The sequence below is a fragment of the Caballeronia calidae genome (assembly GCF_900044055.2).
GTDB lineage: Bacteria > Pseudomonadota > Gammaproteobacteria > Burkholderiales > Burkholderiaceae > Caballeronia > Caballeronia calidae.
Map to the genome: position 1 here is coordinate 56,959 of NZ_FCOX02000004.1, position 26,246 is coordinate 83,204.

Below are 26,246 nucleotides of genomic sequence, written 5' to 3' on the forward strand. Positions count from 1 at the left end.
CTAGTCATCGAAACGAGAGCGCTCATAACACGAGATGCGGCGACTAGCGCACGTTCGCGCGGACTCGCTGGGCGTCGATATTGGCTCTAGGGCGCGCGCGCAGCAGGGCTGCGAGAAGCAGCGCGCCCAGCACGAGCCCGCCTGCCACAACGAACAATGCTGTGTCGGTGCGCCCTGTGAGGTCCTTCAGATAACCGATCATGTAAGGCGAAACGAAGCCCGCAAGATTGCCGATCGAGTTGATCATTGCAATGCCGGCCGCCGCCGTCACGCCGGTGAGGAACGCGGTCGGCAAGCTCCAGAAGAGCGCTGGAATGGACAGCACGCCCATGTTCGCGATGCACAATGCGATCACACCGAGGACCGGCTGATTCTGCCAGAGCACGCAGAGCGAAAAACCGATCGCCGCCATCGAGAACGCCACAATCAGGTGCCATTTGCGTTCATTGTGGCGGTCCGCGCTGAAGCCGAACACGAGCATGCTGATGATCGCGCAGACGCCCGGCACCGCGGTCATCACGCCGATCGTGAACGCATCCGTCACGCCCATCTTCTGGACGAGCGTGGGCATCCAGAAGCTGATCGCGTAGAGCCCCATGTTGTAGACGAAGTAGATCACGACGAGCGCCCAGATTCGCGGGTTCAACAGCAGCCCCGCGAAGCCGTGTGAAAGCTTGTCGCGGTTCTCGGCGGCGAGCACGCTCGTCAGGTGCGCTTTCTCCGGTTCCGACAACCACGACACGCGACGAATATCCTCGCTCATGCGGAAGAAGATGTAGATGCCGAGCAGCACGGTCGGAATCCCTTCGACGAGAATCAGCCATTGCCAGCCGCGCAGGCCGCCCAGGCCCGACATGAAGCGCAGGATCGACCCTGAGACGAGCCCGCCGACCACGCCCGACGACGCCAGTGCGATGTAGAACACGCCCCATGCGCGGCCGCGTCGTGCAGCGGGATACCACTGGCTCATGTAGTAGATCGCGCCCGGAATGAAGCCCGCTTCGGCGAGCCCGAGCAAAAAACGCATGACATAGAACTGCGTGGGCGTGCGGATGAAGATCGTCGCACAGGAGAGCAGGCCCCATGTCACCATGATGCGCGAGATCCAGCGCCGCGCGCCCACTTTATGCAGGATCACGTTGCTCGGCACTTCGAGCAGGAAGTAGCCGAGGAAGAAAATGCCCGCGCCGAACCCGTAGACGGCATCGCTGAATTGCAGGTCGCTGGCCATCTGCAACTTGGCGAAGCCCACGTTCACGCGGTTGAGATAAGAAAAGAAAAAGCCGAGCATCAGGACCGGCAGAATCCGCACGGATACTTTCCTGAAGAGCGAGTTTTCGTCGATGGTCTGCATGCCTGTCTCCTGATAGTTTTGTACGTTCGATGCAGTGTCAATCGATGCGATAGAAGCGTCGCGCCGTGCCGGCAAAGAGCTTGCGCAGATCGGTTTCGCTCGCCTGGGGAAGGGCCGCAAGCACGTCCGCGACGATCTCCGTCAGGCTCGCTGACAGGTTGCCCACTGGCAGATTGCTCGCGAACATCGACCGGTCGTAGCCGAACAGACCTACGGCTTCGCGGATCACGCGGCGATTGCTCGCGCTGTCCCACTTGCCATTCGGCAGGCCGAGTTCCGACACCTTCAGGTACACGTTAGGACAGGCCGCCAGCGCTTCCATTCCGGCGCGCCAGATCGCGATGCCTTCGTTGGAGCGGTCGAGCGGCAAGCCGAGGTGATTCGTGACGATCGGCGTGTCGGGGAACGCCCGGGCGACAGCAGCCGCTTCTTCCAGATGCCAGTAGGGCACACGGAGGTCCCACGAAAAGCCGTATTTGTCGAGGAGAGCCAAGCCGCGCAACCAGGCGTCGTCCTGCATCGTGCCGGGACGGCCCCGCACCGACTCGCCGGGGCCCGTCGAGATTTCCGGCTTCGAGCGCACGCCTCGTGCGAGCGGGCTCTTCGCGTGACCCGCGAGAATGGCTTCGCAATCCGGCTGCACGAAGAATACGTGCCCGACGATCGCGCTCGGCAGTCCGGTTTTCGCGTTCAGTTGTGTGAGCCATTCGGTCTCGCGCACTTGCTCCTTGCGCGAGCGTTCCGCTTCGACGTGAACGGTGCCGATCACATCGAATCCCGCTGTCGCGCGGCGGTATTGCTCCGGCAGGAAGTGACTGCACATGCGGCGATAGTCGCCGAGGAAGAATGTGCTGTCGTATTCGTCGGTGAGCCAGGGGAACGTACCGTCCGACAGGTCCCAGAAGTGATGATGCGCATCGAGGATCGGCAACGTGAACCCGAGGTCATTGTGCGGTCTGGTGGTCATCGGGATGTCCTTCCGTTGGTTGGGAGCCAGCCGTTCCCGGTCGAGCGCTCCCCGAGTCCGAGCGGGCGATACACGCGCTCGGCGGTGTCATGAAAAAACGCCCGCTGCTGCGCATGCGGCCAGGCGTGCACGAGTTGCGCGAAACCGCTCAGCAGGCCGGCGAGCGAGAGGAACATGCCGTCGACGGGGAAGTTGCTGCCGAACATCAGCCGCTGCGCGCCGAACAGCGCATGGAGCGTATCGATGACGGGCTGGTTCGCCTCCACGCTCCACGGCTTGTCCCGCACGCAGAGTCCCGAGACCTTGACGACGACATTCGGCAGCGCCGCGAGCGTGTTCATCGCGTCTCGCCAGCCCCGCAAGGTATTGGGCAAGCGATCGCCCGGCACGCCCGCGTGATTGACGACCAGGAGCGTTTCGGGAAAATCGCGGGCGAGGCGGGCGGCCTCGTGCAACTGGCTCCACGGCGCCTGCAGCTCGAAGTGCAGCCCGTGTCGCGCGAGCTGCGCGTATCCGCGCAGCCAGCGTTCATCGGACATCAGCGTGCGGCCGGCCCGGTCCGGATGGCCCGGTTTGTGGCGCACGCTGCGCACGCGGGCGAATCCGGCTTGCGCGGCGAGCACCTCGTCCACATCGTCGCGATCGAGCCACGCTTGCGCGGCGATCGCATTCGGACGCCCGCACGATTGCGCCAGTTGCGAGACGTAGCGCGTCTCACCGAGCGGGTCGGACGGGTCCCATTCCGCCTCGACATACACGCTGCCGACCACGTTGTGACCCGCAGCATCGCGCAGATAATCCGCTGGCAGATAAGTGCGCTTGATCGCCGAATAGTCGCCGTAGCGGTGCGGGACCAGCGTATCGCCCGCGAGCCACGGATAGTGATTCGTTTCGAGGTCCCAAAAGTGCTGATGGGCGTCGATGACAGGACCGTCGTAGAGCGGCGTCATGCGCGGTCTCCGGCGGGTGCGTTGCTGCCGAAGTCGATCAGGAGCGAGCCGACGAGATACGCAAACGCCGCCGCCGCAAAGAACATGATGACGGCGGTAAAGCCGCCGGTCGCATCGACGAGCACACCGACGACGATCGGCACGACGATGGCGCCGCCCGTGCCCGCGAAGTTCATCACGCCGCCGACGAGGCCGACCTGTTCCCGAGGCGCGAGCATCGCGGGGATCAGCCAATAGAGTCCGCCCCACAGATGGAAGAACACGCCGAGCGACAGCAAGGCGACGGCATAGCGGATGTCCGACACGAAGGGCAGGGCGAGCAGGCAGGCGAGCGACATGCCGCCGGACACGCCGAACAGGATTTTGAAGGCAGCCTTGCGCGAGAAGCGCTTTTGCAGCCAGTCGGCGGTCACGCCCGACAGCACTTCGCCGATTGCTCCTGCGAGGAAAATCAGAAAGGTGGCGAAGCCCATGCTGCGAATGTCGAGACCGCGCCCGACCGACAGGTAGTTCGGCCCCCACGTCACGAGCCCGAAGAACACCATCGCCCAGCCGATCCGGCCGACCACCATGGCCGCGATCGTGGCGCGCGAGAGCGGCGCCTTCTTCGCACGCGGCGCTTCACCGGCGGCGAGCTTCTGCGCGCGGATATAGGCGGTTTCGGCTTCGTCGATGCGGGGATGCTGCTCGGGCGTTTCGCGCAGCAGACGGTAGACGATCAGGCCGAACACGATCGTGACCGCGCCGACAATCAGGAAGGCCGTGCGCCACGAGCCCGAAAGCGCGATCAGCGCGCTGATCGCGAGGCCGCCGAGCGCCGATCCGAGCGGTGCGCCGCTATCGATCAGCGTCACGCCGCGCGCGCGTTCCGCGGGCGGCAGCCACGCCGCAGTGAGCTTGGTCGCGGCCGGCATATACGGCGCTTCGAACACGCCGAGCCCGATGCGGGACAGCAAGAGCGTCACGCCGTTGACCGCGAAGGCCGCGAGACATTGGAAGCCGCCCCACAGCACTGCCGAGATGCCGATCATGCGACGCGCGCCGAAGCGGTCTGCTGCCCAGCCGGCGGGAATCTGGAATGTGCTGTAGGTCCAGAAGAACGCCGACAGGATCAGCCCCTGCATCGTCGCGGCCAGATGGAATTCGTGGACGATCGTCGGCATCGCGATGGACAACGACATCCGGTCGATGCAGTTGATCGTGTAAAGCACGAATAGCAGCAGCACCATGCGCCAGCGCGTGGTGGACACGAGCGAGCGGAACGAACTGCGCGATTCAACTGCGGGAATATCGGTTTGCATGTCTCCTCCTTATCAGACTGCGGCGCTTTCGGCGTCGCTTTCATCGCGGGCGCTCAGAGCGCCGGATTGCGCTGCCATGCCCGGTACAGTGCCGAGCCTTCGAGATCGAGCGCGGCGAGCGGCACCAGTTCGCCTTTCGCCACATCGGCGAGCAGACGCTTGTTCGCAGCCAGATAGAACGGCGCGGCGCGACCGGCCTTCGCGCGATCGACGAGCAGCGGCGTCGCGCCTTCGATCGTATGGTGGTGGCCGCCCATTGCCAGCGTTTCGCCCGCCTTGAAATCACGGTCCGCGAGCGCGACCATCTGCGCGTGTGGCAGTTGCGCGGTGCTTCCCGTCGGTTGGCCGAGCAGCACGGCGGAGAACAGGCTCATCGGGGTTTCGAGGCCCATCAGGTGATAGGGCAGGTAGATGCACGCGTAGCGCCCGTTCTTGCCGACCAGATGGCCCTTGTGCTTGAGCAACTGCCAGGTCTCGTCGTCCTTGCAGCGCACGACGACGAACACGCCGCCACCGAAGCTGACTTCGTCCGGACGGCGCAGGCAGTTGAACACATCGACCACCCCGGTTCGTTCCAGGATGCCGCCGTCTTCCCTGGGCACGAAGATGTCCGCCAGTTCGCTGATGCGCGCGAGCGGGTAGCTGAGCGCGTCGGCCGCCGGCAGGAGGCCAGTGGAATTCGCGACCACGTTCAGCTCGCAATAGTCCGGCGTCGCGCTCTGCGGCAGCATCGAAAGCGCCTGACTGCGCGCGGCGAGCGTCGTGGGGACATCGTCGCCGAGCGTCCAGCACCCATCGAGCGAAACGCCGTGACGCTGTTCCAGATAGTCGACGGTGTGCGCCGTCGGATCGTAGATGAAGTCGTACTCGCTCGACTTGCCCGCGGCCACCACCTCGAAGCCGAGCACGCGCGCCCACGTGACGAGGCCGATCAGGTTGCTCGGCTGGTCGCCGTCGGGCGTCGTATAGACGACCTTGTTCTCGATCGCGAGCCGGTTCAGATAAGGTCCGACGACCGAATCGGTTTCCTTGGTCGCCATGGCGACATGCACGCCGCGCTGCAAGGCGTTCTCCGCGATCCGGACGCTTGTCTCAGGCTGGCCGGTCGCTTCCACGACGATGTCGAGTTCCACTGCGTCGAGCAATCTGTAGTCGCCGACCAGCGCGATGCTGCCCGCCCTGCGGGCCGCTTCGACGTCGTCCGCGTTGTTGCAGACGGTCACGGCGCCAGCGTCGAAACCGAGCGAGGCGAGCGTCGCGAGCGTGCCGTCGACGTCAATGTCGCAGAGCGCGGCAATCTCGATGCTCGGCAGCGCGCGGCACTGCACGAGCAGCGACCGGCCGAAGCCGCCTTTCGGACCGACGAGCGCGATGCGAATCGAGCGGCTGCCGAGCGTTTTGAAGAGATGTTCGTAATTCATGTGTCTGTCCTTGGTGGAGCGAGATTGCGGTTTCAGCCGCTCATTCCGGCGGTTGAACGGCGTTGGGCATCGGGATCACGACTCAGCCCGGCGAGCCGGCCGGAAGGAAACGAACCGGTGCCGAGTCCGATTCGATCCAATCGGATGCGTCATTTGGTATACCGCGCCGGATCGTCTGCAGGCGGGAAAACAGCATGCCCGCGAGAATGGCCCGGAGGCGATCGAAACTCGCGTAGTCGCGCTCGGATGGCGCGAATCCCTTGTGTATAAGCCTTTCCGGGACTTTTTCGGGTGATTTCATTACTGTCTCGATTCAATGCTCTTCTTGCTGGCGGCGGGCATGGCTGATGTCAAAGCGACGCTCGGCAAATTTGGTATACCGGAATTTAGTTGGACACCATCTTCCGGTCAAGTGCGGGATAACACCGTGATCGCAAAAGGGCTGCGTGACTGTCATCGTCGTTTGCGCACTGGTAAACTGGCATACCGGACCTGCGCTAAGCCGCGTTCCGGCATTGGACGGATCGGAAAAATGACGGACTTCGAAGACGAAACTGGCGCATTTGAGAACGGCGAAGCGCCCGACGAACTGTTGTCGATGCAGATCGCCCAGCGCCTGCGCACGCTCATCGCAACGGATGAACTCAAGCCCGGTGAGCGGCTTCGCGAGCGCACGCTCGCCGAGCGGCTCGACGTGTCGCGCACGCCACTACGAGAAGCCCTGAAAGAATTGGCCAGCGATGGTCTGGTCGTCGTGCTGCCCAAACGCGGCGCCGTGGTGGCGGACCTCAGCGCGGCGGAGATCGCGGAGAAACTGGACGTGCTCGGGGTGATCGAGGCGTTCGGCGGCGAAGCGGCGTGCCGGATGGCGACCGACCCGGAGATCGGCGAAATCCGCGCGCTTCATTACGAGATGCACGCGGCGTATGAGCGGCGCGACCGAATGAATTACTTCCGGCTCAATCAGGCGATCCATACGAGCATCATCGCTGCCGCAAAAAACGCGACGCTCAGGGAGGTTCACGAACGCTTGAATCGCCAGCTTTATCGCTACCGGTTTCAGGGGAGCGTGACGTCGGAGACCTGGCATACCGCTATCGACGAGCATGAGGTCATCATCCGGCTGTTGTCGGCCCGTGAAGGCGCGAAGCTCGGCGACTTTCTACGGCGCCACGTGCATAGCACGTGGGAGCAACTGGCGCCTCAAGCGGAATTACTTTCCGAGGCAAAAGACGCGCAGTAATGGCGAGGGCGTTCTCCGTTTCGGGGGCAATACCTGGAGGAGAAGGGCGGGGCGTCGGCCAGCGGGATTGAAACGGCGGCAGGCACCGTTTGCGCGGCGTTGCACATATGGTTTGCGAGCCGGACGACAAATTCCGCGATGAACGGATGTCATCAGGACGACCCGACTTTGGAAACGCAAGAGCACGCGATTACGGCGTCGACATGAAGCGTCGCGCCAATTGATCGTCTCGCTCGCTCACGCCACGCCGCGCGGCAGTCAGGACGTCCCGTCGTGCAGTGCGCAGGCGTGTGTGGCCGATGGCTTCAATCTGGCCCAGCGCACCGACCAGGCCACTCTTCCACGCCCTGGCTAATTCCCGCTTGTGGACTCCAACACTTTCATCACCTCCGCTGCCGTGTGCTCGGAGTGTTCACGCAGTAGCCGGGCGAGGCACGCTCCGTCGCGTCTGGACAGCGCATCCAGAATTTCACCGTGCTCGTCGAGGGATTCGGCCCAGCGCAGCACATCGGCATTGGCCGAACCTCTCGCGCGATGGATCTTGCTCATCAACGACGAGTACAGATCGGAGAGCACGAAATTGCCCGCGACATCGACGATCTGCTGATGCACCTTCTGGTTGGCGCGGTAGTAGGCCGTACGCTTCCCGTCGCGGTGAAAGGTCTCCATGGTGCGATGGCGATCCATCAGCACCTTCATCTGCTTGTCGTCGATACGCTGCGCAGCAAGCCGTCCGGCCGTTTCCTCCAGTCCATGCAGCACTTCGAAGATAGCGGCGATCTCGTCCTTGTTGATCGGTGCGACTTGAAAGCCCATGTGCTGCCGGTGGGTGACATGGCCCTCGGTCACCAGCGTCTTGAGCGCCTCGCGCAGCGGCGTTCTCGAAATATCGAATTGTTCGCACAGCGCTTTCTCGTCGATGCGCTCGCCCGGAGCCAGCTCACCATCGAGAATCATCTCGCGCAATCGCTCCGCGATCGCCGCGTACATGCCCGTGCCGCGCAGGCTGATCCGCTTGCGGGCCTCAGCCGGTAGTGACTTCGTGTCCATCTCGCCCTGTTTTCCTTTGGCAGCTTCCGTCGATGCGTAATTGTCTTACAGGCGCGACGGACTATCTATAGAAATAAAAAAGTACTGACAAACCAACGATATACGACGCTTGTAATTCATAATCAACGATCATATACTGCGTTCACGCATGTGACGTACCGCGCCGGGAGGCGTCCCGGTACAAACCCTAAACCGAAGGCTGAGATCAGGCGAACGGAGGAGACATAGATGCAAACCGCAAAGACGGCCGTGCAGGCCGAGGTCCGGACCGGCGTACGCTGGCGAGTCTTCCTGATCATGTTGATGCTGATTTCGATCAACTATATCGACCGGGCCTCGCTGTCCGTGGCCATGCCGCTGATCGCGAAGGAATTCAATATCGCCCCGGCAGTGCAGGGACTGATTCTCAGCTCGTTCTTCTGGACCTACGCGCTCATGCAGATTCCGGGAGGCATGCTGGCTGACCGGTTCAAGCCGCGCATCGTGATTGCGTGCGCCACGTTGTTCTGGGGCTTCTTTCAGGGCATCGCTGCCGTCTGTTCGACGGCCACCGCGCTGATTCTCACCCGTCTCGGCCTCGGCGCCGCTGAAGCGCCGATCTACCCGGCCGGCGGCAAACTCAACGCCATGTGGATGACGCGACACGAACGCGGCCGTGGCGCGACGCTGCTCGACGGCGGCGCTCCGCTCGGGGCGGCGCTCGGCGCGGTCATCATCTCCGGGCTGATCAGCGAGTTCGGGTCCTGGCGCACGTCCTTCGTGGTGGCGGGTGTCGGCACCATGCTGGCCGGCGTGTTTGCCTGGTACTACATCCGTAACAACCCGAGCGAGCATCCGGCCGTGAATCAGGCCGAAGCGGACTATATCGAAGCGGCCCTGCTGGAAGAGCACCGCAGCGAGCCCGTTCATGCCAGCGGACGCAGCCTGGATTTCTTCCGCTACCGCTCGGTGTGGGGCATGTTCTTCGGCTGGATGTGCTTCAATTCCGTGTTCTACGGCTTGCTCACCTGGATGCCGAACTATCTGAACAAGGTGCATGGCTTCAACATCCAGCAGATGGGCGGAGCCAGTTTCGCGATCTTCTTCAGCGGCTTCGTGGGTGAGTTGGTCGGCGGATGGATCGCCGACAAGTGGAAGGCGGCCGGCGGTTCGCCCAACCGCGTGATGCGCACGCTGTTCGGTATCGCTGCCGTGGCGGCCACGGCGTCGATCTTCTCGGTGGCCTATGTCCGCAACCCGATGACGGTGGTCGTGCTGCTCGCATCGACGTTGTTCTTCCTGCGCTGGTGCGGTCTGTACTGGTGCCTGCCTTCGATCCTCGGCACGCGCAACAAGATCGGCTTTCTCGGCGGCCTGATGAATCTGGGCGGCAACATCGGCGGGGTGCTCGTTCCGATCGTCGTCGGCCTGATCGTGCAGACCACCGGCTCTTATTTTCTGGCGCTGATGTCGTTCGCTGCCGCAGGCGTTGGTCTCTTCATCTGTTCGACGCTCATCGACTACGAACGCAAGCTGCCGGTTTGAGCCCGACCTCCTTCACCTTTTAATATTCATTGTTGACTTCATCATGAGCAAACGCGTCCGGCTCGGCATGCTTACGCCGTCGTCCAATACCGCGCTCGAACCGATCACGAGCGCGATGGTGGCCCAGCTGCCCGGTGTCAGTGCCCATTTTTCGCGCTTCACGGTCACCGAAATCTCGCTGTCCGACAAGGCGCTCGGCCAGTTCGACACAAGCAACATCATTCAGGCCGCCAGGCTGCTTGCCGATGCCAAGGTCGATGTGATCGCATGGAACGGCACCTCATCGGGCTGGCTCGGTTTCGAGACCGACCGCCGTCTGTGCCGCGAAATCGAGGCGGCGACCGACATTCCGGCAACCACGTCGGTGCTGGCGCTGAACGAGATCCTGGACAAGACCGGCGTAAGGAAATTCGGTCTGGTCAGTCCGTACCTCGACGACGTCCAGCAGAAAATCGTCGCCAATTACCGCGAGAGCGGCATCGACTGCACGTCCGAAAGCCATCTCGGCCTGAAGGTGAACTTCCAGTTTTCCGAGGTCAGCGAAGAGACGCTGCGCGCGCAGATTCGCGATGTCGCGATGCAAGGCCCGGAGGCGATCGTGACCTTCTGCACGAACCTGCACGCCGCGCATCTGGCGCCGGAAGTGGAGCAGCGCCACGACGTTCCGCTTTACGACACCATCTCCACCGTCGTGTGGAAGTCGCTGAAGCTCGCCGGCTACGATACGACCCGCCTCACGGGCTGGGGCCGCCTGTTTTCCGAAGTTGCATGAGAGACCTGCGATGACAACCCTCTACGATCTGGTGATCCGCAACGCCGACGTGGTAACCGCGTCCGAGCGCTTCAACTGCGATATTGGCGTGAAGGACGGCATCGTCGTCGCGCTCGGCCGCGATCTCACCGCGGGCGCGCGCGAGATCGACGCCACCGGACTGCTGGCCTTGCCCGGCGGTATCGATGCACATTGCCATCTCGACCAGCCGATGCCCGATGGCCTGAAGATGGCCGATGACTTCCTGAGCGGCACGCGCGCGGCCGTGTGCGGCGGCACGACGACGGTGATCCCGTTCGCGGCGCAGGCCAAGGGTCAATCGCTCAAGGCCGCGGTGGACGATTACCATCGGCGCGCCGACGGCCGCGCAGTCACCGATTACGCGTTCCACCTGATCGTCTCCGATCCGACGCCCGAGGTGCTGGAACGCGAACTGCCCGAACTGATCGCGGCCGGTTACACGTCGTTCAAGATCTATATGACCTACGACGATCTCAAGCTGAGCGACCGTGAGATCCTCGAGGTGATGGATGTGGCGCGCCGCAATCAGGCGCTGGTCATGGTGCATGCCGAGAACTCGGACTGCATCGCATGGCTGACCGACAAGCTCACCGAAGCCGGCAAGCACGCGCCGAAGTATCACGCGCTGTCGCGCCCGGCGGTGGTCGAGCGCGAGGCGACACATCGTGCAATCGCCTTCTCCGAACTCGTCGATGTGCCGATCCTGATCGTGCATGTGTCGGGCCAGGACGCGATCGAGCAGATCGAATGGGCGCAGCAGCGCGGCCTGAACATCTATGCCGAGACCTGCCCGCAGTATCTCTATCTGACCGCCGAAGACCTCGGCCACGAGGACGGCTACCACGGCGCGAAGTGCGTGTGCAGTCCGCCGCCGCGCGATTCGTCGAGCCAGAAGGCCGTATGGAGCGCGCTCAAGCGCGGCGTATTCAGCGTATTTTCGTCGGATCACGCACCGTTCTCCTATGATGATCCGCAGGGCAAAAAGCCTGGCGGCGAAGAGGTGTCGTTCGAGCACATCCCGAACGGCATCCCCGGCATCGAGACGCGGCTGGCGTTGCTGTTCGATGGTGTGGGCCACGGAAAGCTGTCGCTGCACAAGTTTGTCGAACTGACGTCGCTGAACCCGGCGAAGCTGTACGGTCTTTATCCGCGCAAAGGAACGATCGCGATCGGCGCCGATGCGGACATCGTGCTGTGGGACCCGCTCAAGCACGTCAGCATCGCGAACGATGCGCTGCATCACAACGTCGACTACACGCCGTATGAGGGTCGAACGGTGCAGGGCTGGCCGAAGCACTGTCTGTCGCGCGGCGAGCTGCTGGTCGAGAGCGGGCGCTATCTCGAGCCGGAAGCGGGCCGGGGGCGCTTTCTTGCCGCTGGCAAGCCGCAGTACGTCGACCTTTGATATCGGAGAGCAGCATGAAGATTCTGGTCATCAACCCCAACATCTCCGAAAGCGTGTCGGCACTGATTCAGGCAGAGGCGCAGCGCAGCGCTTCGCCCGGCACGGAGATCGAGGTCGCGACGGCGCCATTCGGCGTTGCGTACATCGAGACGCGCGCCGAAGCGCTCATCGGCGCGTATGCGACCGCGTGCGTGGCGGCCGATCGTCATGGCACCTACGACGGCGTCGTGGTTGCGGCGTTCGGCGATCCGGGCCTGCAGGGCATCAAGGAACTGGTCGACGTGCCCGCGGTCGGCCTGACCGAGTCCTCTCTCATGACGGCGGCGACGCTCGGTCAGCGCTTCTCGATTATCGCAATCTCGCCGCGAATCAAGGCGTGGTATCGCGAGACTGTCGAACGCAGTCACCTGGCAAGCCGGCTCGCCAGCATCCGCGCGCTCGAAGAGCCATTGCGCGATATCGGCAGTGTGCAGCAGGACAATGCCCAGAGACTGAAGGCACTGTGTAACGAGGTGGTCGACGAAGACGGCGCCGACGTCATCATCATTGCGGGCGCACCGCTCGCAGGACTGGCACGCGAGATCCGTAACGAGCTGCCGGTGCCGGTGGTCGACGGCGTGTCGAGCGCGATTACCCAGCTTGAAGGGCTCATCCGGCTCGGCCCGAAAAAGGCGACGAAAGGCAGTTTCACCCGACCGCCCGTCAAGCCGAACCGCGGGCTGCCCGAACCGCTTCAACGGCTGCTGGACAGCGGGTCGCCGGGCTGACCCAATCCTCAGTGAGTGCGGGTGGCACATTGACTTACGCGGTGGATGATCCAGACCTGGAACCTTGTCAGCATCGCGACTGCGGACTCGGGTTATTGCCCGCAATGAACACTGCAACGCTTCTTTGGCACGCCCGAGCCTACGGCCTTGAGAACCGAGGCGGTCTCGGCAATGACAGAGCGATTAATCATCATATGGAGACGCCATGAAAAAGATTCTCGTAGACGCCGGACCCTTTCGCTTTGTCGGGCAACTCGAAGAACAGAAAGCACCCCGCACCTGCCAACGCTTCCTTGAACTGCTACCGTTCAGAAACAAGGTCATTCATTCGCGCTGGAGCGGCGAAGCCGTATGGATTCCGCTGGGCGACTTCGACACCGGACTGACTTTTGAAAATCACACCAGCCACGCGTCACGTGGAGATATCCTTCTTTATCCGGGAGGCTTCAGCGAAACGGAATTTCTGTTCGTCTATGGCAGCTCCATCTTTGCGAGCAAAATGGGCCAGCTCGCCGGCAATCATTTCTTCACGCTGACTGAAGGCCACGAGCACCTGGAAGCATTCGGCAAACTCGTTCTCTGGGAGGGTGCGCAAGACATTACCTTTTCATTGCTGAACCCGGGTGCGGCAGACTGACCGCGCTTTTTGCCGGCGCCATTGTGATGCGGATGTCGGGATTCGCGTGAACCGTCCCGATACTCCGCACGCCCGACGACGCATCGACAAGCGGCTCGGCAATGGTACCCGTCACATCCCGTTGGCGCTCGCAGATCAGTTCCTGAAGATCTCTTCGAGATCGTCCTGCTCCTCGGCGGAATCCAGCTTCATGTTCTTTTGAATGTGATCCAGATGCTCGAGCATCAGACGCTCGGCCTGTTGATGATTGCGCTCGGCGATGGCGTCGATGATTCGCGAATGTTCGTCGGTGCGGCAGCAGGTCGCCGTGGGCGCGTCGTAGAGAAAGATCATGAGACAGGTCAGCACCGAGAGTTCCCGCATGCTGCGGGCGAGCGCCGAATTGCCCGCTAGTTCCGCGGCCAGCGAATGAAACTCGCCTGACAGCCTGATCACGGCCCGCTTGTCCTCGCGCCGGCGGGCATCGATTTCGAGCTTCTGATGCTGGCGCAGCCGTGCCAGCTTTTCTTCCGTCAGGGTCTCCACGAGCCGGCGCATGACCGCGGGCTCGATCAGCCTGCGCGCTTCGAAAACATCGAGCGCCTGCTGAATCGACGGCTTCGCGACGTACGCGCCTTTCTGAGGAATCAGTTCAACGATCTGCTCGTGCGCGAGCCGTGCGAGCACTTCGCGGATACGCCCGCGGCTCGCGCCGAAAATCTCGGCGAGCCGCTCTTCCGCGAGTTTCGTGCCGGGGTGGAGGCGGTGTTCGAGGATCGCCGTGTAAATCCGTTCGTAGATCTCTTCCTGGCCGAGTTCGCGCGGCGCGCTGACGGGCGCGACGGCCTTGCGTTTGCGGCCGGTGGTCGTTTTGGGCTGGATCGAAGCGAATTCGTCGATTGCGGGCACTGCGATGGCCTCGTTTTTAAAGTGATATCCGCAGGATAGCGGCGCGCGCCCGGATTGTCGACATCAATGTAAACACCGATTATGTCACCACGTATGTTGACTATGATGTTGACAAGTAAATCGACAGATTGCGCAGTGCTTCCCGATCGGCTCTCTTCAGAGGAAACCTTCAGGTGACAGCTCCGGAACTGGACTTGGTCGTCCGCCGCGCCCGCGTCGCGACGGCAAGCGATACCTTCGACGCCGACATCGGCATTGCGGGTGGACGAATCGTGCAACTGGGCATGAATCTGCCGAAGGGCGCGCGCGAGATCGATGCGGCAGGGCGCGTCGTCACGCCCGGCGGCGTCGATGCGCATTGCCACTTCGATCAGCCGATGGCGCCGCCGCTGCGTATGGCTGACGACTTCGACACGGGCACGCGCGCGGCTGCATGCGGCGGGACGACCACGGTCATTCCTTTCGCGGCGCAGATGAAGGGGCAGTCGCTGAAGGCGGCGGTCGCCGACTACCATCACCGCGCCGAAGGCCGCGCACATGTCGACTACGCGTTCCATCTGATCGTCAGCGATCCGACGCCCGACGTGCTGAAGGAGGAGTTGCCCGCGCTCATCCGCGATGGCTACACGTCCTTCAAGATCTACATGACCTATGACGACCTGAAGCTCGACGATGGCCAGATCCTGGATGTGCTCGCGGTGGCTCGCGAGCACGGCGCGATGGCCATGGTGCATGCCGAGAACGCCGACTGCATCGAGTGGCTGACGAAGCGCCTCGAGGCCGCCGGCCGCACCGCGCCGCGCTTTCATGCGCACTCGCGTCCGATGCTCGTGGAGCGCGAGGCCACGCATCGCGCCATAGCGCTGGCCGAGCTGGTCGATGTGCCCGTGCTGATCGTGCACGTCTCGGGCCGCGAAGCCGTCGAACAGATTCGCTGGGCGCGCGCGCACGGTCTCAAGGTCTATGCGGAGACGTGCCCGCAATACCTCTTTCTGACAGCCGCCGATCTCGGCATCGACGACAACTACCAGGGCGCGAAATGCGTGTGCAGCCCGCCGCCGCGCGACAAGGCGAACCAGGAAATCATCTGGGACGGGCTGAACGACGGGCTCTTCACGCTGTTCAGCTCGGACCACGCGCCGTTTCGCTACGACGCGCCCGAGGGCAAGAAGCCCGATGGAGAGGAAGTGTCATTCCGGCATATCCCGAACGGCATACCCGGCGTGGAGACGCGCATGCCGCTGCTCTATTCCGAAGGCGTGCTGGCAGGCCGGATGACGCTCAACCGCTTCGTCGAACTGACCGCCACGAATCCCGCGAAGGCGTATGGACTGCATCCACGCAAGGGCAGCATCGCGATAGGCAGCGACGCCGATCTGGTCATCTGGAACGAGCGCGAGTTCGTGCTGCGCAATGCCGATCTTCACCATGCCGTCGATTACACGCCGTACGAAGGCCAGACCCTGAAGGCGTGGCCTGCGCTGACGCTCGTGGGAGGCGCGGTCGTATGGGACGGACAGTTCCAGCCGCGCGCGGGCCGCGGCCGGTTTCTCCGCTGCGGCAAGCCCACGCTCGCGCCCGACGGAGGGCGCATCTGATCATCGTTGTGGTGTTCCCATACAAGCAGTGCCGGTCGTTTCGCTGATCGAACAGCGCACGCCGGTTCATGGAGAGGAGGCGTCATCGTGGAAAGACAGCACCAGCATCTTGCCGAACTGGACCCGACGGGGCGGCTGTATAACGAAGACCTGGCACCCGCCATCGAGCGCAAATGGACTTCGTACAGCTTCTTCGCCGTGTGGATGTCGGCCATCCATAACATCGGCACCTACACGTTCGTCGCCGGGCTGTTCGTGCTCGGGCTGACGGGATGGCAAGTGCTCGCGGCCATTCTGATCGGCACCGCGATTCTGTTCTTCGGCATGAACTGGGCCGGACGCATGGGACAGCAGACGGGCATTCCGTTTCCCGTGATGGCCCGCATCAGCTTCGGCATCTGGGGCGCCAATGTGCCGGCGCTGATTCGCGCCGTCATCGCGATCTGCTGGTACGGCATTCAGACCTATCTGGCATCCACGGCGGTGGTCGTGCTACTGCTGCGCATGAATCCGGGATTGCAGCACTGGCAGGATCAGAGCCTGCTCGGGCTGTCCTATCTCGGCTGGGCCTGTTTCGTGTTCCTGTGGGTCATGCAGCTGATCGTCATCACGCGCGGCATGGAGGCGGTGCGCAAGTTCCAGGACTGGGCCGGCCCGATCGTCTGGATCGTGATGCTCGTGATGGCGCTCTGGCTCTTCGCGATGGCTGACTGGCATATCCCGATGAGCCTGTCCGTGCACCCGTTGTCGGGCAGCGACGCGCTTCAGGGCGTGCTGACGGGCGCGTTCCTGCTGGTTTCGACCTACGCGACCATGCTGCTCAACTACTGCGATTTCACGCGCTTCGCCAAGTCGGAGCGCGCGGTGATCGTCGGCAATTTCTGGGGCATTCCGATCAATTTCGCGGCCTTCGCGGCGATCAGCATCACGATGACGATCGGCACCGTGGTCGTGTTCGGCAAGGCGATCACCGATCCGGCGCTGATTCTCGCGAAAGTGCCGAACACGTTCGTGCTGGTGGTCGGCGCGATCATGTTCATCGTCGCGACGATCGGCGTGAACGTGGTGCTGAATTTCGTCTCGCCGGCATATGACCTGGCGAACGTCTGGCCGAAGCGGATCACGTTCCGGCGTGGCGGCATCATCAGCGCGGTGCTCGCGCTCGTGGTCATGCCGTGGAACCTGTATTCGAATCCCGTCGTCGTGAATTACTTCCTTGGCGGACTCGGCGCGTTTCTCGGCCCGCTCTTCGGAATCATGGCCGCCGACTATTTCCTGATCCGGCGCGGCGTGGTCAACATCAACGACCTGTATCGCTCGGACGAACGCGGTGACTACTTCTATCGCAATGGATTCAACACGCGCGCGCTCGCCGTGTTCGTGCCGACGGCGGCCGTAACCGTAGTGATCGCGCTGGTCCCGGCGCTCTCCGCGATCGCGGCGTTCGCGTGGCCGATCGGCTTCGTCGCGGGCGGCCTCGTTTATTTCATGGCGATGAGCGGCGCGGCGAGACGCGGCATTGCCGACCCGGAAAGCGCGGCGAACTAGCAGACGCTGACGAACGCCGGCCGGCACGCCGCCAAACAAGTGGCCGTCGCATGGTCGGCATCCGCCGGTGCATCGGCGCGGCAGGCTCCGTCGATCCACATGGCGGTCGACGGTATATGCCTACGCGCTCCGTCCAGCGAGCCGGAACGCTGGCGCCAGCAGGCGGCGCAAAGCAACACGGGTCCAGTGTTCCTCCCGGAGCGGGACCGTGAAGCGCCCCCGCGTTGCGACTGCTCGCACTGAAACCCGTGCGAGCGGAAGTCCCCCCGTCTTTGCCACGTCGTCCTAGAATTCAAATACGGCGGGGGCAACATGAAACAGGGAATGTTACTCGGCCTGCTGAGCGGCACGCTGCTTGTCGGTTGCATGTCTGCCGGGGTCGAGGTGATGCCTGAACAGATGGCTACGTTCAGGCGCGGAGCGACGACGCTTCAGGAAGTGACGGCCGCGCTCGGCCCTGCATCGGTGCAGACGACGCTGGACGACGGTTCGATGTTGCTTGTCTACACGTATGTGACGTCGAGGCCGCACCCGGAAAGCTATCTTCCGTTTATCGGGTCGCTGATCGGTGGAGCAGACACGCGCTCCTCGGCAACCGTGTTCCTGTTCGACACCCGCGGCGTCCTCAAGAGCGCGAATACCACGACTTCGAATGTCGGAACGGGCCTGAGCGCCGAGCGGCACATGCCACCGCCAGTCGCTCAGTCGCCCGCCATGGTGAGAACCACTCAGCCGCAAGCTGTGCCGGTTGTCGAGCCGCCCGTCGTGATCAAGCGCATCTCGCCAGCCCCTCCGGAGAGCCTCGACGAGCCGCTTCCGGACCAGGAGGGCCAGCCGGAACCGGACGGCGGCGTTGAACGACCGCAAGAATAAAAAAAGAGGCCCTCGCTCGACGATATTGCCAGGGTTGCAACGCGCTGACGACGCCCGCCGCCGCGCCTTCTTCACAGATCGACAGATGAAGCATCGATCCGGCAGACAGTTCGCGTGCATGCTACTCAGCGACGTGCTCCTCGAATGTGCGGAGGCGGCGCATCGGTTGGAGGCCGTGGGCGAAGCTTCGCAAGGCACAACTCATACATTTCGTCATGCAGATTGAATAAAGCCGCTGCGGATGGCTTACTTCGACACATACGGATGTTTACGGTCTGCCGTCGCGACGTTGCATCGACGTTCCGTCCACGACGACTCGCGCCAGCGCTCATGCAGTGTTGCAATATCGGAAGCGCACAGCAGTTTCATCGACTTGCCGATCTCTTCGAGCGGCCAGTCCCACCAGTTCATCTCGAGCAGCATTTCAATGTCCGGGTCCGAAAACCGCTTTCTAATCGGCTTCGCCGGGTTGCCGCCGACGATCGTGTAGGGCTCGACATGCCTCGTCACGAGCGCGCGACTCCCGATCACTGCGCCATGACCAATGCGCACACCTGGCATGATCATCGCCTCGGAACCGATCCAGACGTCGCTTCCGACAATCGTGTCGCCAGCGCGTTCGAACGCATCGAGGGCGTCGGCAAACGCCGGTTCCTCCTGCATGTAGAAGAACGGAAACGTGCTGGCCCAATCGTTCCGGTGCCCTTGATTGCCCGCCATCATGAACGTCGCGCCGCTTCCGATCGAGCAGAAGCTCCCGATGAACAGCCGGTCGGCGCCGGTGTACTCCCACCCGAGGTAACGTGCACAGTCATCGAACGAATGTCCGTGATAGTAACCAGCGTAGTAGCTGTAACGCCCCACGATGATGTTGGGATTGGTCACCTGTTCTGAAAGCGGCTTGCTATTGAAAGGGCTGTCGAAGTAGTTCTTCATGGCGTACCACGCTGGAGTGTGTCTCACGCTTATCTTTCGGGCGCACGGATTGTGCGGAGATCGGGGTTACCCAATCCACTTTATGCGGATTGAATGAGATGAACGTGAGGACTGCTCGCCCAGGAAATAGGTCCAAACCCGGTTTCTTCCTGACCACGCGCGCGACGACTGCAGCGTACGGTTGTCGCCTTGCGTATTAGTGAAAACTTATAGGTCGGTGATAAATACTAAATAGCGTAAATATTCTGCGGACCTTATATTTTTTCTCTCACGACGTCGTCAGGCGAGCCCCCGGCCCGCGGCGACATACACGCATTCAACGAATCTGGGAGACAGGCAATGGCAATCGACGCGATCGTAGCGAACATGGACACGGTCTGGACCCGCGCTGGCGACGACAGGAAACGGGCGGCGATCAATGAACAGAGCGCCGCGCTCAAGCGCTTCCTCGAGAGCGTGCGGGACGACGGCTATCCGCTGCTGCTGATGAGCGAACTCAATGCCGCGACCCTGAACGACGCGATCAGCGAGACCCTCGGCGAAGACGGCATCACGTACTTCTCGTCCATCCTGTCATCGAGCGAATGCGGATCGCGCTACGAGGTGGCCCTTCATACGCTCGCAGCGCCCGCGCATCGCGTCGTCGCGGTGGGCGCGGACGAACGCGGACGAGAAGAGGCGCGCAGCTCGGGCATCACGCACTGCGTGGCCTTGAGCGATGCGTTGCGCCGTGGGTCCGCGCAGTTCGTTTCGTCTGATCGATGAAGCCGTTCCGGAAAGACATGATGTCAAATACTCACGCGCAACATCGCATCGTCATCGTGGGCGGCGGCGCGGCCGGGCTGGAGCTCGCGACGCGTCTCGGCAATGGCGTCGGCAAGAAGCGCCGGGCTGAAGTGATCCTCATCGATCGCTTCCCGACCCACTTCTGGAAACCGCTCCTGCACGAAGTCGCTTCGGGTCAGATCGATGCGTCGAGCCATCAGATCGACTTCGCCTCGCACGCGAAGTGGAACCACTTCCGCTTCGAGCAGGGCGCGCTGTCGAGTATCGATCGCGCTCGCCGTGAGATCGTCATCGACGAGACGATCGATGTGGACGGCCAGGCGCTGCTGCCGCGCAGAACGCTTTCCTTCGATACGCTCGTGCTCGCGCTCGGCAGCGTCACGAACTTTTTTTCGATTCCGGGCGCGGAGCAGCATGCGCTGACGCTGGAGACGGTGGAGCAGGCAGAGACGTTCAGGCGACGTCTGCTGTCGAGCCTGCTGCGCTCGGGCCACGCGCAACAGGCGACACCCGGCGCCGCCAGGACGCCCGTCTCGGTGACGGTGATCGGCGGCGGCGCGACCGGCGTCGAGCTGGCCGCCGCGCTGCGCGTCTCGGCCGAGATGGTGCGCGACTATCATCTCGCCTCGCTCGATCCGGCCAGCGATATCCGCATCCGCTTGCTCGAAGGTGCGCCGCGCGTGCTGCCTGCGCTGCCTGAACGCATCTCGACGCGCGCCCGGGAAATGCTCACCGGCCTTGGCGTCGACGTGCGCCTCGGCTGCCGTGTGGGTTCGGTCGGCGCTGACGCGGTCTCGACCGCGGATGGCGAAACGCTCGCGAGCGACATCACCATCTGGGCCGCTGGCGTGGAAGGGCCGGCCGTGCTGCGCAGGTTCGAAGGGCTGCCGTTGAACCGGCTCGGACAGGTGATCGTCGACGGCACGCTGCAAGTCGAACCCGGCTCGGGCATCTACGCAATGGGCGACTGCGCCGCGTGCGCCGCATCGAAGGAGGGCAACGCGCTGGTGCCGCCGCGCGCGCAGGCGGCTTACCAGCAGGCCGTCTATCTCGCCGATGCGCTTGTGCGGCGGATCGGCGGTCGGGCGGTACCGCTCTTTGCGTACCGCGATCAGGGAACGCTGATCTCCTTCGGCCGTGCGGGTGCGGCGGGCGCCGTGATGAGCGAAGTGCTGCGCCGGCCACTGTTCATCGACGGATGGTTCGCGGTGTCGTGCTACAGGTATCTCTACCGCCGGCACATCATGGGCCTCACCGGTATCAAGCGAGCGGTGATGTATGCCGCGAGCCAGTGGCTGCGTGAACGGGTGCGGCCCACGGTGAAATTGAACTGACAGCGACAGCGTATCCCGGTTCAGTGAACGACCACCAGCTTGCCGTTCGCTTCGTTGGCCTCCATCACGCGATGCGCCTCGCGGATCTCATCGAAGGAAAACACGCGCGATGGCTTCGCATCGAGACGGCCCGCGGCCACGTCCGCCGCGATCGCTTGCAGCGGCACGTCCGACAACGGAAAGCCCGGCGTGCCGAATACGAAGCTGCCGAAGAAGGTCAGATACACGCCGCTCGACATTTGCAGCAGCGGATTGAAGTCCGGAATCGGCGCGAGGCCGCCCAGCCAGCCGGCGAGACATGCGCGGCCGCCACGGCCCAGCATCGCGAGTGAATCGAGGATCGTGCTGTTGCCGACGAGATCGAGCACGGCGTCGATCTGCTTCGCTTCCGCGATGCGTTTGCTCAGGTCCGGGCCCTCGATTTCGACGCGTGATGCGCCCATCGCTTCGAGCTTCGCGAAGCGTGCGGCACTGCGTGTCGTTGCGATCACCGTCGCGCCCGCGTTCACCGCGAGCTTGACGGCCGCCTGCCCGAACGACGACGTCGCACCGCGAATCAACACGGTTTGCCCTTGTTTGATTTCGAGGTTGCGAAACAGGCACGTCCACGCGGTCGCATAGGTTTCGGGAATCGCGGCGAGTTCGGCCCAGGGCAGCTCAGCCTCGATCAGCGCGACATTCGACGCCGGCGCGCGCGTGAACTGCGCATAGCTGCCATTGATGCTGCGCCCGAGCCCGCCCATCAGTGCGGCCACTTTCGCGCCGACGGGAAACTCGCCGCCCGGGCACGACTTCACGATGCCCACGCATTCGATCCCGCTCACCTGCGCCGCTTCGGCCCATTCGCCGCGCCGCATGTGCATCTCGGCGTGATTGATGCCGAACGCCTTGATCTCGATGACGACATGTCCTTCCAGCGGCTCCGGTTCCGGAATCTCGGCATAGACGAGGCTGTCGAGACCGCCGAACTTTTCGAGCACGATTGCACGCATGATGTTTCTCCTTTGGATGGATGAGCGCGGTGACGTTTGCGCGTTTCAATGAGCGAGGAAGTCGCTGATGGCCGCCGCGATCGGCGCCGCGTGCGTTTCGAGCGCGAAGTGGCCCGTATCGAAGAAGCGCACCTTCGCATCGGGAATGTCGCGCTTGAATGCTTCCGCGCCGGGCGGCAGGAAGAACGGATCGTTCCTGCCCCACACGGCGAGGAATTTCGGCTGATGCTCGCGGAAGTAAGCCTGGAACGCCGGATAGAGCGCGAGATTGCTGCGGTAGTCGCCAAAGAGATCGAGTTGCACCTCGTGCGCACCCGGACGGCTCATGTAGTAGTCGTCGAGCGAATAGCCGTCGGGCGAGACCGCGGACACATCAGGCACGCCGTGCGTGTATTGCCACTTCGTCGTTTCTTCCGTGAGCAGCACGCGCAATGCATCGCGATTCGCTTGCGTCGGGCTCTGCCAGTAAGCGCGGATCGGATTCCACCCGTCGCTCAATCCTTCTTCATAGGCATTGCCGTTTTGCGAAACGATCGCCGTGATGCATTCCGGATGCTTCAGCGCGAGCCTGAAACCCGTCGGCGCCCCGTAATCGAAGACATACACGGCGTAGCGATCGAAGCCGATCACTTCCGTAAAGCGATCGATCACGTTCGCGATGTTCTCGAACGTGTACGAGAAAGTCTCGCGGCTCGGCATATCGGAGAGACCGAAGCCAGGCAGGTCCGGCGCGACGAGATGAAAGCGTTCGGCAAGCAGCGGCATCAGATTGCGGAACATGTGACTCGAACTCGGAAAGCCGTGCAGCAGAAGCAGTTTGGGCGCGTCCGACGGACCGGCTTCGCGATAGAACACGTTGAAACCGTCGACGTCGATATGACGATGCGCGATGGTGGACATGGCGTTTCTCCGCAGATGAGAGGTTCAAGTTGTGTAACCATTAAAACCGTGAGTAGCAGGTTACAAATTGAGCTTGTAACTTGTCAAGAGCTTTTTTAGTGGTTACGATGTGTCATCGTAGAATCACACCCGAGTCGAAAAATGGACTACCGCCCCATACCGGCGATCTTCGTGGCCGACGCGCCCGGTCTCGATTTCCTGAACTCGATCGCGACGCCGGTCGACGAACCCGTCGACTGGATCGCAGACGGCGAGGGACTGTTGTCATGGCTCGAACAGGCGGGCCTCGTGCCCATCGACGTGCTTGCGAACATGCGCTCGCACATCCCGTCCGTCGAGCTGGACGAGATCGCAGCGAAGGCGCGCGGCTTGCGCGAATGGTTCAGGACTTTCGTGCAGACGAGAAAGGGACGGCCGCTGACGGCGAAGGATTTGGGCGAGCTCGAACCGCTCAACAGCGTGTTGCAGCGCGACGAGCGATACGGCGCGATCGTCGCCGAAGCGAACGCGCCGAGCGGACTCGCGTTCGAGATGCAGCGTCGCTACGCGGCGCCCGATTCGCTTTTGATGCCGATCGTGGAGGCGCTGTCGAAGCTTGTCTGCGAAGAAGACTTCACATACGTCAAGGCATGCGAAGGCCCGAAGTGCACGCTGCTATTCGCGGACCACACGCGCGGACATGCGCGCCGCTGGTGCAGCATGGCGATCTGCGGCAATCGCGCGAAGGTGGCCGCGCATCGTGCGCGGCTCAAGGAAGGGAAGGGCCGCTAAGGCGCAGCGGCCGGCTTCAAGTGGGTGCGCAGGCGCGCACGAGGGACATCATCCCTTGTCAGCCGAAGCGAGACAGGGTCCTGTCGACCCGCGTACTTTCAGCACCGCAGGCACCGCGTACCCTTGTCGCGCCGCCCGGCCGTCCAGCGCATCCAGCAGATGCCTCGCGGCGACCGTGCCGATCTCGCGCGTATCCACGTGCATCGTCGTCAGGGACGGGCGCGCTTCACATGCGATCGCGAGGTCGTCGAAGCCGGTGACGGAAAGTTGCCCGGGAATCGCGATGCCCAGCTCTTCCGCCTCGCGCAAAACGCCAAGCGCGATATGGTCGTTGCCGCATATGACCGCGGTCGGACGTGGTCCCGGCTGTTGCCAGAGCGAGCGCAACGCGCGCCGGCCAAAATCGAGCGTGGACTCACCTTCGACCAGATGCTCCGGCCGCACCGCGAGACCATGACGCTCGAGCGCCATGCGAATGCCCGCGAGCCGCGCCTGCACGCGGTCGTTGTCGCGCGTGGGCTGGATGCAGACCGCGAACGATCGGTGCCCGAGCGCGACGAGATGCTCGGTGATCTCTTCATATGCGCCGCGGTTGTCGAAGCCGATGCAATCGTGCGGACTTCCTTCGCGCCACGCATACAGCACCACGTACGGCACGCGCCAGACGCGGAGCGCTTCGAAAAGCTCTGGCGGATGCGCCTCGCCCACGACCGCGATGGCCTCCACGCCACGCGCGAGCATCGCGTGGACCTGTGAGAGTGCCTCGTTCGGATCGTAGTTCGAGCACCCGAGAAAAAGCGTGATGCCGCGCGCGGCGAACGCGGCCTGCATGCCGCTTACTTGCGAAGCGAAGACCTGATCGTCGAGCGTCGGAATGACGATGCCCGCGATATGGCTGCGTGTGGACGCCAGCGCGCGCCCGGCTGCATTCGGAAACCAGTTCAGTTCCAAAGCGGCACGCTCGACGCGCTCGCGTACGCTGTCGGACACCTTGCCGGGTTCGTTGTAGACGCGCGATACCGTCGCCGTGGACACGCCCGCGCGTTTCGCGACATCGGACAGGACGGTGCGGCCCGAGCCGCGACGGGTGCGCGCACCCGCCGGCCGCGCGGCTGGCGACGGTTCTTCTTCGAGAGCGGGGGCGGAGTCGGAGGAGCGAGGCATCAGCAGTTGGTTCGGGAAACGGACGCCCGTTATCTTACTCGCGGCGGGGCAGGGCGACGCATGTCTCAGGCCCCGGCGGCAATGCGCGAGCGGAAATGCTCGGTGCCTTCGACGATCTTGTCGAGCACCGCATCGAGGGCCCAGAAGCGCTCGCGCACGTCGTAATCGATCGCGCGGCAGCGAATCGACTGGAACGTGCCGATGCGCTGGTGATACAGCTTCGCAAGCGCCGGATAGCCGAGCGCCTCGGACACCGCCGCGAGCACCAGAAACGTCGAGAGTTCGCGGGCGAGCGCCGGGTTTTCGCCGGAGCGGTTGCGCAGCCAGTTGTACAGGTCCGGATGAAAGTTCGTGAACACGCCGTTGAATCCGGCCGATCCGGCCTTCATCGCATCCCAGGCAATCGCGGCATTCGCGTTCAGGATCTTCATCGGCGATCCTTTCGCCAGGGCGACGCGGCGCTTCACCGTTTCGAGGTCGCAGCTCACGTCCTTCAACATCACGAAGCGGCCGGTGTCGATGCACATCCTGAGCTCGTCGTCGGACAGCAGGCGCCGGTAGGGCGCGGGGCATTCGTACAGCCCGAGCGGAATGTCGGAAGGCAGGCGGCTCAGCAGCCGACGCAGGTTTGCCGCGAACGCTTCCGTGCCTTCGCGGCGCGGATCGAGCCGGTTCGTCACCAGCACGATGCCGTCCGCGCCCGTCGCCGCTGCGGCATTCAGCTCCTCGGCCTGCGCGTTGGGATCGTCGCTGATATGGCCGGAGACCACCACCGGCACGCGGCCGGCCACACGCTCGACCACGAAGCGGCCGAGCGCGGCACGCTCCGCGAGGCTCAGGAACTGCATCTCGCTCGACTGCGCGACGGCGAAGAGCGCGTCCGCGCCATGCGCGAGATACCACTCGATCAGCCGTTCGAGCCCGGCATAGTCGATGGCGCCGGCTTCATCGAAAGGCGTCAGCATGACGGGAACGATGCCTTCGATCGATTGCGACGTGCGCGCCGAAGAAGTGGGGAGAGTCATGTCGATGTTGTCCTTGTCA

At 63.2% G+C, this 26,246-nt stretch carries 25 protein-coding genes; 12 read left to right on the top strand and 13 right to left on the bottom strand.

Features of this window, described 5'->3' with window-relative positions:
- Positions 1-43: 43 nt before the first annotated feature.
- From AWB78_RS05605 to AWB78_RS05630, 6 genes are all read right to left on the bottom strand, one after another.
- Positions 44-1,354, bottom strand: coding sequence for an MFS transporter (locus tag AWB78_RS05605; RefSeq protein ID WP_062603072.1), 1,311 nt, complete (start codon positions 1,352-1,354; stop codon positions 44-46).
- Between the two features lie 37 nt (positions 1,355-1,391).
- Positions 1,392-2,321: an amidohydrolase family protein gene (locus tag AWB78_RS05610; RefSeq protein WP_062603074.1), complete on the bottom strand. Its 930-nt coding sequence runs from the start codon at positions 2,319-2,321 to the stop codon at positions 1,392-1,394.
- On the bottom strand, positions 2,318-3,271 hold the full coding sequence (locus AWB78_RS05615) for an amidohydrolase family protein (protein ID WP_062603076.1): 954 nt from the start codon (positions 3,269-3,271) through the stop codon (positions 2,318-2,320). Before AWB78_RS05615 ends, AWB78_RS05610 begins: the two co-directional genes overlap by 4 nt.
- Positions 3,268-4,572, bottom strand: coding sequence for an MFS transporter (locus tag AWB78_RS05620; protein WP_062603077.1), 1,305 nt, complete (start codon positions 4,570-4,572; stop codon positions 3,268-3,270). Before AWB78_RS05620 ends, AWB78_RS05615 begins: the two co-directional genes overlap by 4 nt.
- 53 nt (positions 4,573-4,625) lie before the next feature.
- Positions 4,626-5,993, bottom strand: coding sequence for an NAD(P)H-dependent oxidoreductase (locus tag AWB78_RS05625; protein WP_062603079.1), 1,368 nt, complete (start codon positions 5,991-5,993; stop codon positions 4,626-4,628).
- Between the two features lie 82 nt (positions 5,994-6,075).
- Positions 6,076-6,294: a hypothetical protein gene (locus tag AWB78_RS05630; RefSeq protein WP_062603081.1), complete on the bottom strand. Its 219-nt coding sequence runs from the start codon at positions 6,292-6,294 to the stop codon at positions 6,076-6,078.
- A gap of 39 nt (positions 6,295-6,333) precedes the next feature.
- On the opposite strand from AWB78_RS05630, the gene AWB78_RS05635 reads away from it, so the two are divergent.
- Positions 6,334-7,236: a GntR family transcriptional regulator gene (locus tag AWB78_RS05635; protein WP_198399218.1), complete on the top strand. Its 903-nt coding sequence runs from the start codon at positions 6,334-6,336 to the stop codon at positions 7,234-7,236.
- Between the two features lie 351 nt (positions 7,237-7,587).
- Here the strand turns inward: AWB78_RS05635 and AWB78_RS05640 are convergent, their stop codons facing one another.
- Positions 7,588-8,286, bottom strand: a complete 699-nt coding sequence (locus tag AWB78_RS05640) for a GntR family transcriptional regulator (protein ID WP_062603082.1) — start codon at positions 8,284-8,286, stop codon at positions 7,588-7,590.
- Positions 8,287-8,514: 228 nt separating this feature from the next.
- On the opposite strand from AWB78_RS05640, the gene AWB78_RS05645 reads away from it, so the two are divergent.
- From AWB78_RS05645 to AWB78_RS05665, 5 genes are all read left to right on the top strand, one after another.
- Positions 8,515-9,810: an MFS transporter gene (locus AWB78_RS05645; RefSeq protein WP_062603084.1), complete on the top strand. Its 1,296-nt coding sequence runs from the start codon at positions 8,515-8,517 to the stop codon at positions 9,808-9,810.
- Between the two features lie 43 nt (positions 9,811-9,853).
- Positions 9,854-10,582, top strand: coding sequence for a maleate cis-trans isomerase family protein (locus AWB78_RS05650; RefSeq protein WP_062603086.1), 729 nt, complete (start codon positions 9,854-9,856; stop codon positions 10,580-10,582).
- A 10-nt stretch (positions 10,583-10,592) separates the two neighbouring features.
- Entirely contained in the window at positions 10,593-12,008 is a 1,416-nt protein-coding gene (gene hydA, locus AWB78_RS05655; protein WP_062603087.1) for a dihydropyrimidinase, read from the top strand.
- Positions 12,009-12,022: 14 nt separating this feature from the next.
- Complete coding sequence (locus AWB78_RS05660; protein ID WP_062603089.1) at positions 12,023-12,775, top strand: aspartate/glutamate racemase family protein; 753 nt, start codon at positions 12,023-12,025, stop codon at positions 12,773-12,775.
- Between the two features lie 205 nt (positions 12,776-12,980).
- Positions 12,981-13,412, top strand: a complete 432-nt coding sequence (locus tag AWB78_RS05665) for a DUF3830 family protein (protein ID WP_062603091.1) — start codon at positions 12,981-12,983, stop codon at positions 13,410-13,412.
- Between the two features lie 135 nt (positions 13,413-13,547).
- Here the strand turns inward: AWB78_RS05665 and AWB78_RS05670 are convergent, their stop codons facing one another.
- Positions 13,548-14,192, bottom strand: a complete 645-nt coding sequence (locus AWB78_RS05670; RefSeq protein WP_062603480.1) for a GntR family transcriptional regulator — start codon at positions 14,190-14,192, stop codon at positions 13,548-13,550.
- Positions 14,193-14,473: 281 nt separating this feature from the next.
- Between AWB78_RS05670 and hydA (AWB78_RS05675) the strand changes: the two genes are divergently transcribed.
- The 3 genes from hydA (AWB78_RS05675) (at position 14,474) to AWB78_RS05685 (ending at position 18,319) form a co-directional block, all read left to right on the top strand.
- Positions 14,474-15,898 (top strand): dihydropyrimidinase, encoded by a 1,425-nt coding sequence (gene hydA, locus AWB78_RS05675; protein ID WP_062603092.1) that lies wholly within the window; start codon positions 14,474-14,476, stop codon positions 15,896-15,898.
- Between the two features lie 87 nt (positions 15,899-15,985).
- The gene (locus AWB78_RS05680) at positions 15,986-17,446 is read left to right on the top strand and encodes an NCS1 family nucleobase:cation symporter-1 (protein WP_198399219.1); all 1,461 of its coding nucleotides are present in this window, start codon (positions 15,986-15,988) and stop codon (positions 17,444-17,446) included.
- A gap of 312 nt (positions 17,447-17,758) precedes the next feature.
- The gene (locus AWB78_RS05685; RefSeq protein WP_062603095.1) at positions 17,759-18,319 is read left to right on the top strand and encodes a hypothetical protein; all 561 of its coding nucleotides are present in this window, start codon (positions 17,759-17,761) and stop codon (positions 18,317-18,319) included.
- Positions 18,320-18,565: 246 nt separating this feature from the next.
- Here the strand turns inward: AWB78_RS05685 and catB are convergent, their stop codons facing one another.
- Positions 18,566-19,255: a type B chloramphenicol O-acetyltransferase gene (catB, locus tag AWB78_RS05690; RefSeq protein ID WP_063958937.1), complete on the bottom strand. Its 690-nt coding sequence runs from the start codon at positions 19,253-19,255 to the stop codon at positions 18,566-18,568.
- Positions 19,256-19,594: 339 nt separating this feature from the next.
- On the opposite strand from catB, the gene AWB78_RS05695 reads away from it, so the two are divergent.
- Together AWB78_RS05695 and AWB78_RS05700 are read left to right on the top strand one after the other, a co-directional pair.
- A complete protein-coding gene (locus tag AWB78_RS05695; RefSeq protein WP_062603097.1) occupies positions 19,595-20,020 on the top strand; it encodes an HAD family hydrolase in 426 nt (141 codons plus the stop codon).
- A gap of 17 nt (positions 20,021-20,037) precedes the next feature.
- Complete coding sequence (locus AWB78_RS05700; protein WP_082883240.1) at positions 20,038-21,375, top strand: NAD(P)/FAD-dependent oxidoreductase; 1,338 nt, start codon at positions 20,038-20,040, stop codon at positions 21,373-21,375.
- A gap of 20 nt (positions 21,376-21,395) precedes the next feature.
- Here the strand turns inward: AWB78_RS05700 and AWB78_RS05705 are convergent, their stop codons facing one another.
- Both AWB78_RS05705 and AWB78_RS05710 read right to left on the bottom strand, forming a co-directional pair.
- Positions 21,396-22,367, bottom strand: a complete 972-nt coding sequence (locus tag AWB78_RS05705) for a zinc-binding alcohol dehydrogenase family protein (RefSeq protein WP_062603100.1) — start codon at positions 22,365-22,367, stop codon at positions 21,396-21,398.
- 45 nt (positions 22,368-22,412) lie between these two features.
- The gene (locus AWB78_RS05710; protein WP_062603102.1) at positions 22,413-23,267 is read right to left on the bottom strand and encodes an alpha/beta fold hydrolase; all 855 of its coding nucleotides are present in this window, start codon (positions 23,265-23,267) and stop codon (positions 22,413-22,415) included.
- Between the two features lie 141 nt (positions 23,268-23,408).
- On the opposite strand from AWB78_RS05710, the gene AWB78_RS05715 reads away from it, so the two are divergent.
- On the top strand, positions 23,409-24,038 hold the full coding sequence (locus AWB78_RS05715) for a CGNR zinc finger domain-containing protein (RefSeq protein WP_062603104.1): 630 nt from the start codon (positions 23,409-23,411) through the stop codon (positions 24,036-24,038).
- 48 nt (positions 24,039-24,086) lie between these two features.
- Here the strand turns inward: AWB78_RS05715 and AWB78_RS05720 are convergent, their stop codons facing one another.
- Both AWB78_RS05720 and AWB78_RS05725 read right to left on the bottom strand, forming a co-directional pair.
- Positions 24,087-25,202, bottom strand: a complete 1,116-nt coding sequence (locus tag AWB78_RS05720; RefSeq protein WP_232477614.1) for a LacI family DNA-binding transcriptional regulator — start codon at positions 25,200-25,202, stop codon at positions 24,087-24,089.
- Positions 25,203-25,267: 65 nt separating this feature from the next.
- Positions 25,268-26,227 (bottom strand): Dap2 family DHDPS-related protein, encoded by a 960-nt coding sequence (locus AWB78_RS05725; RefSeq protein WP_062603485.1) that lies wholly within the window; start codon positions 26,225-26,227, stop codon positions 25,268-25,270.
- Between the last annotated feature and the right edge of the window lie 19 nt (positions 26,228-26,246).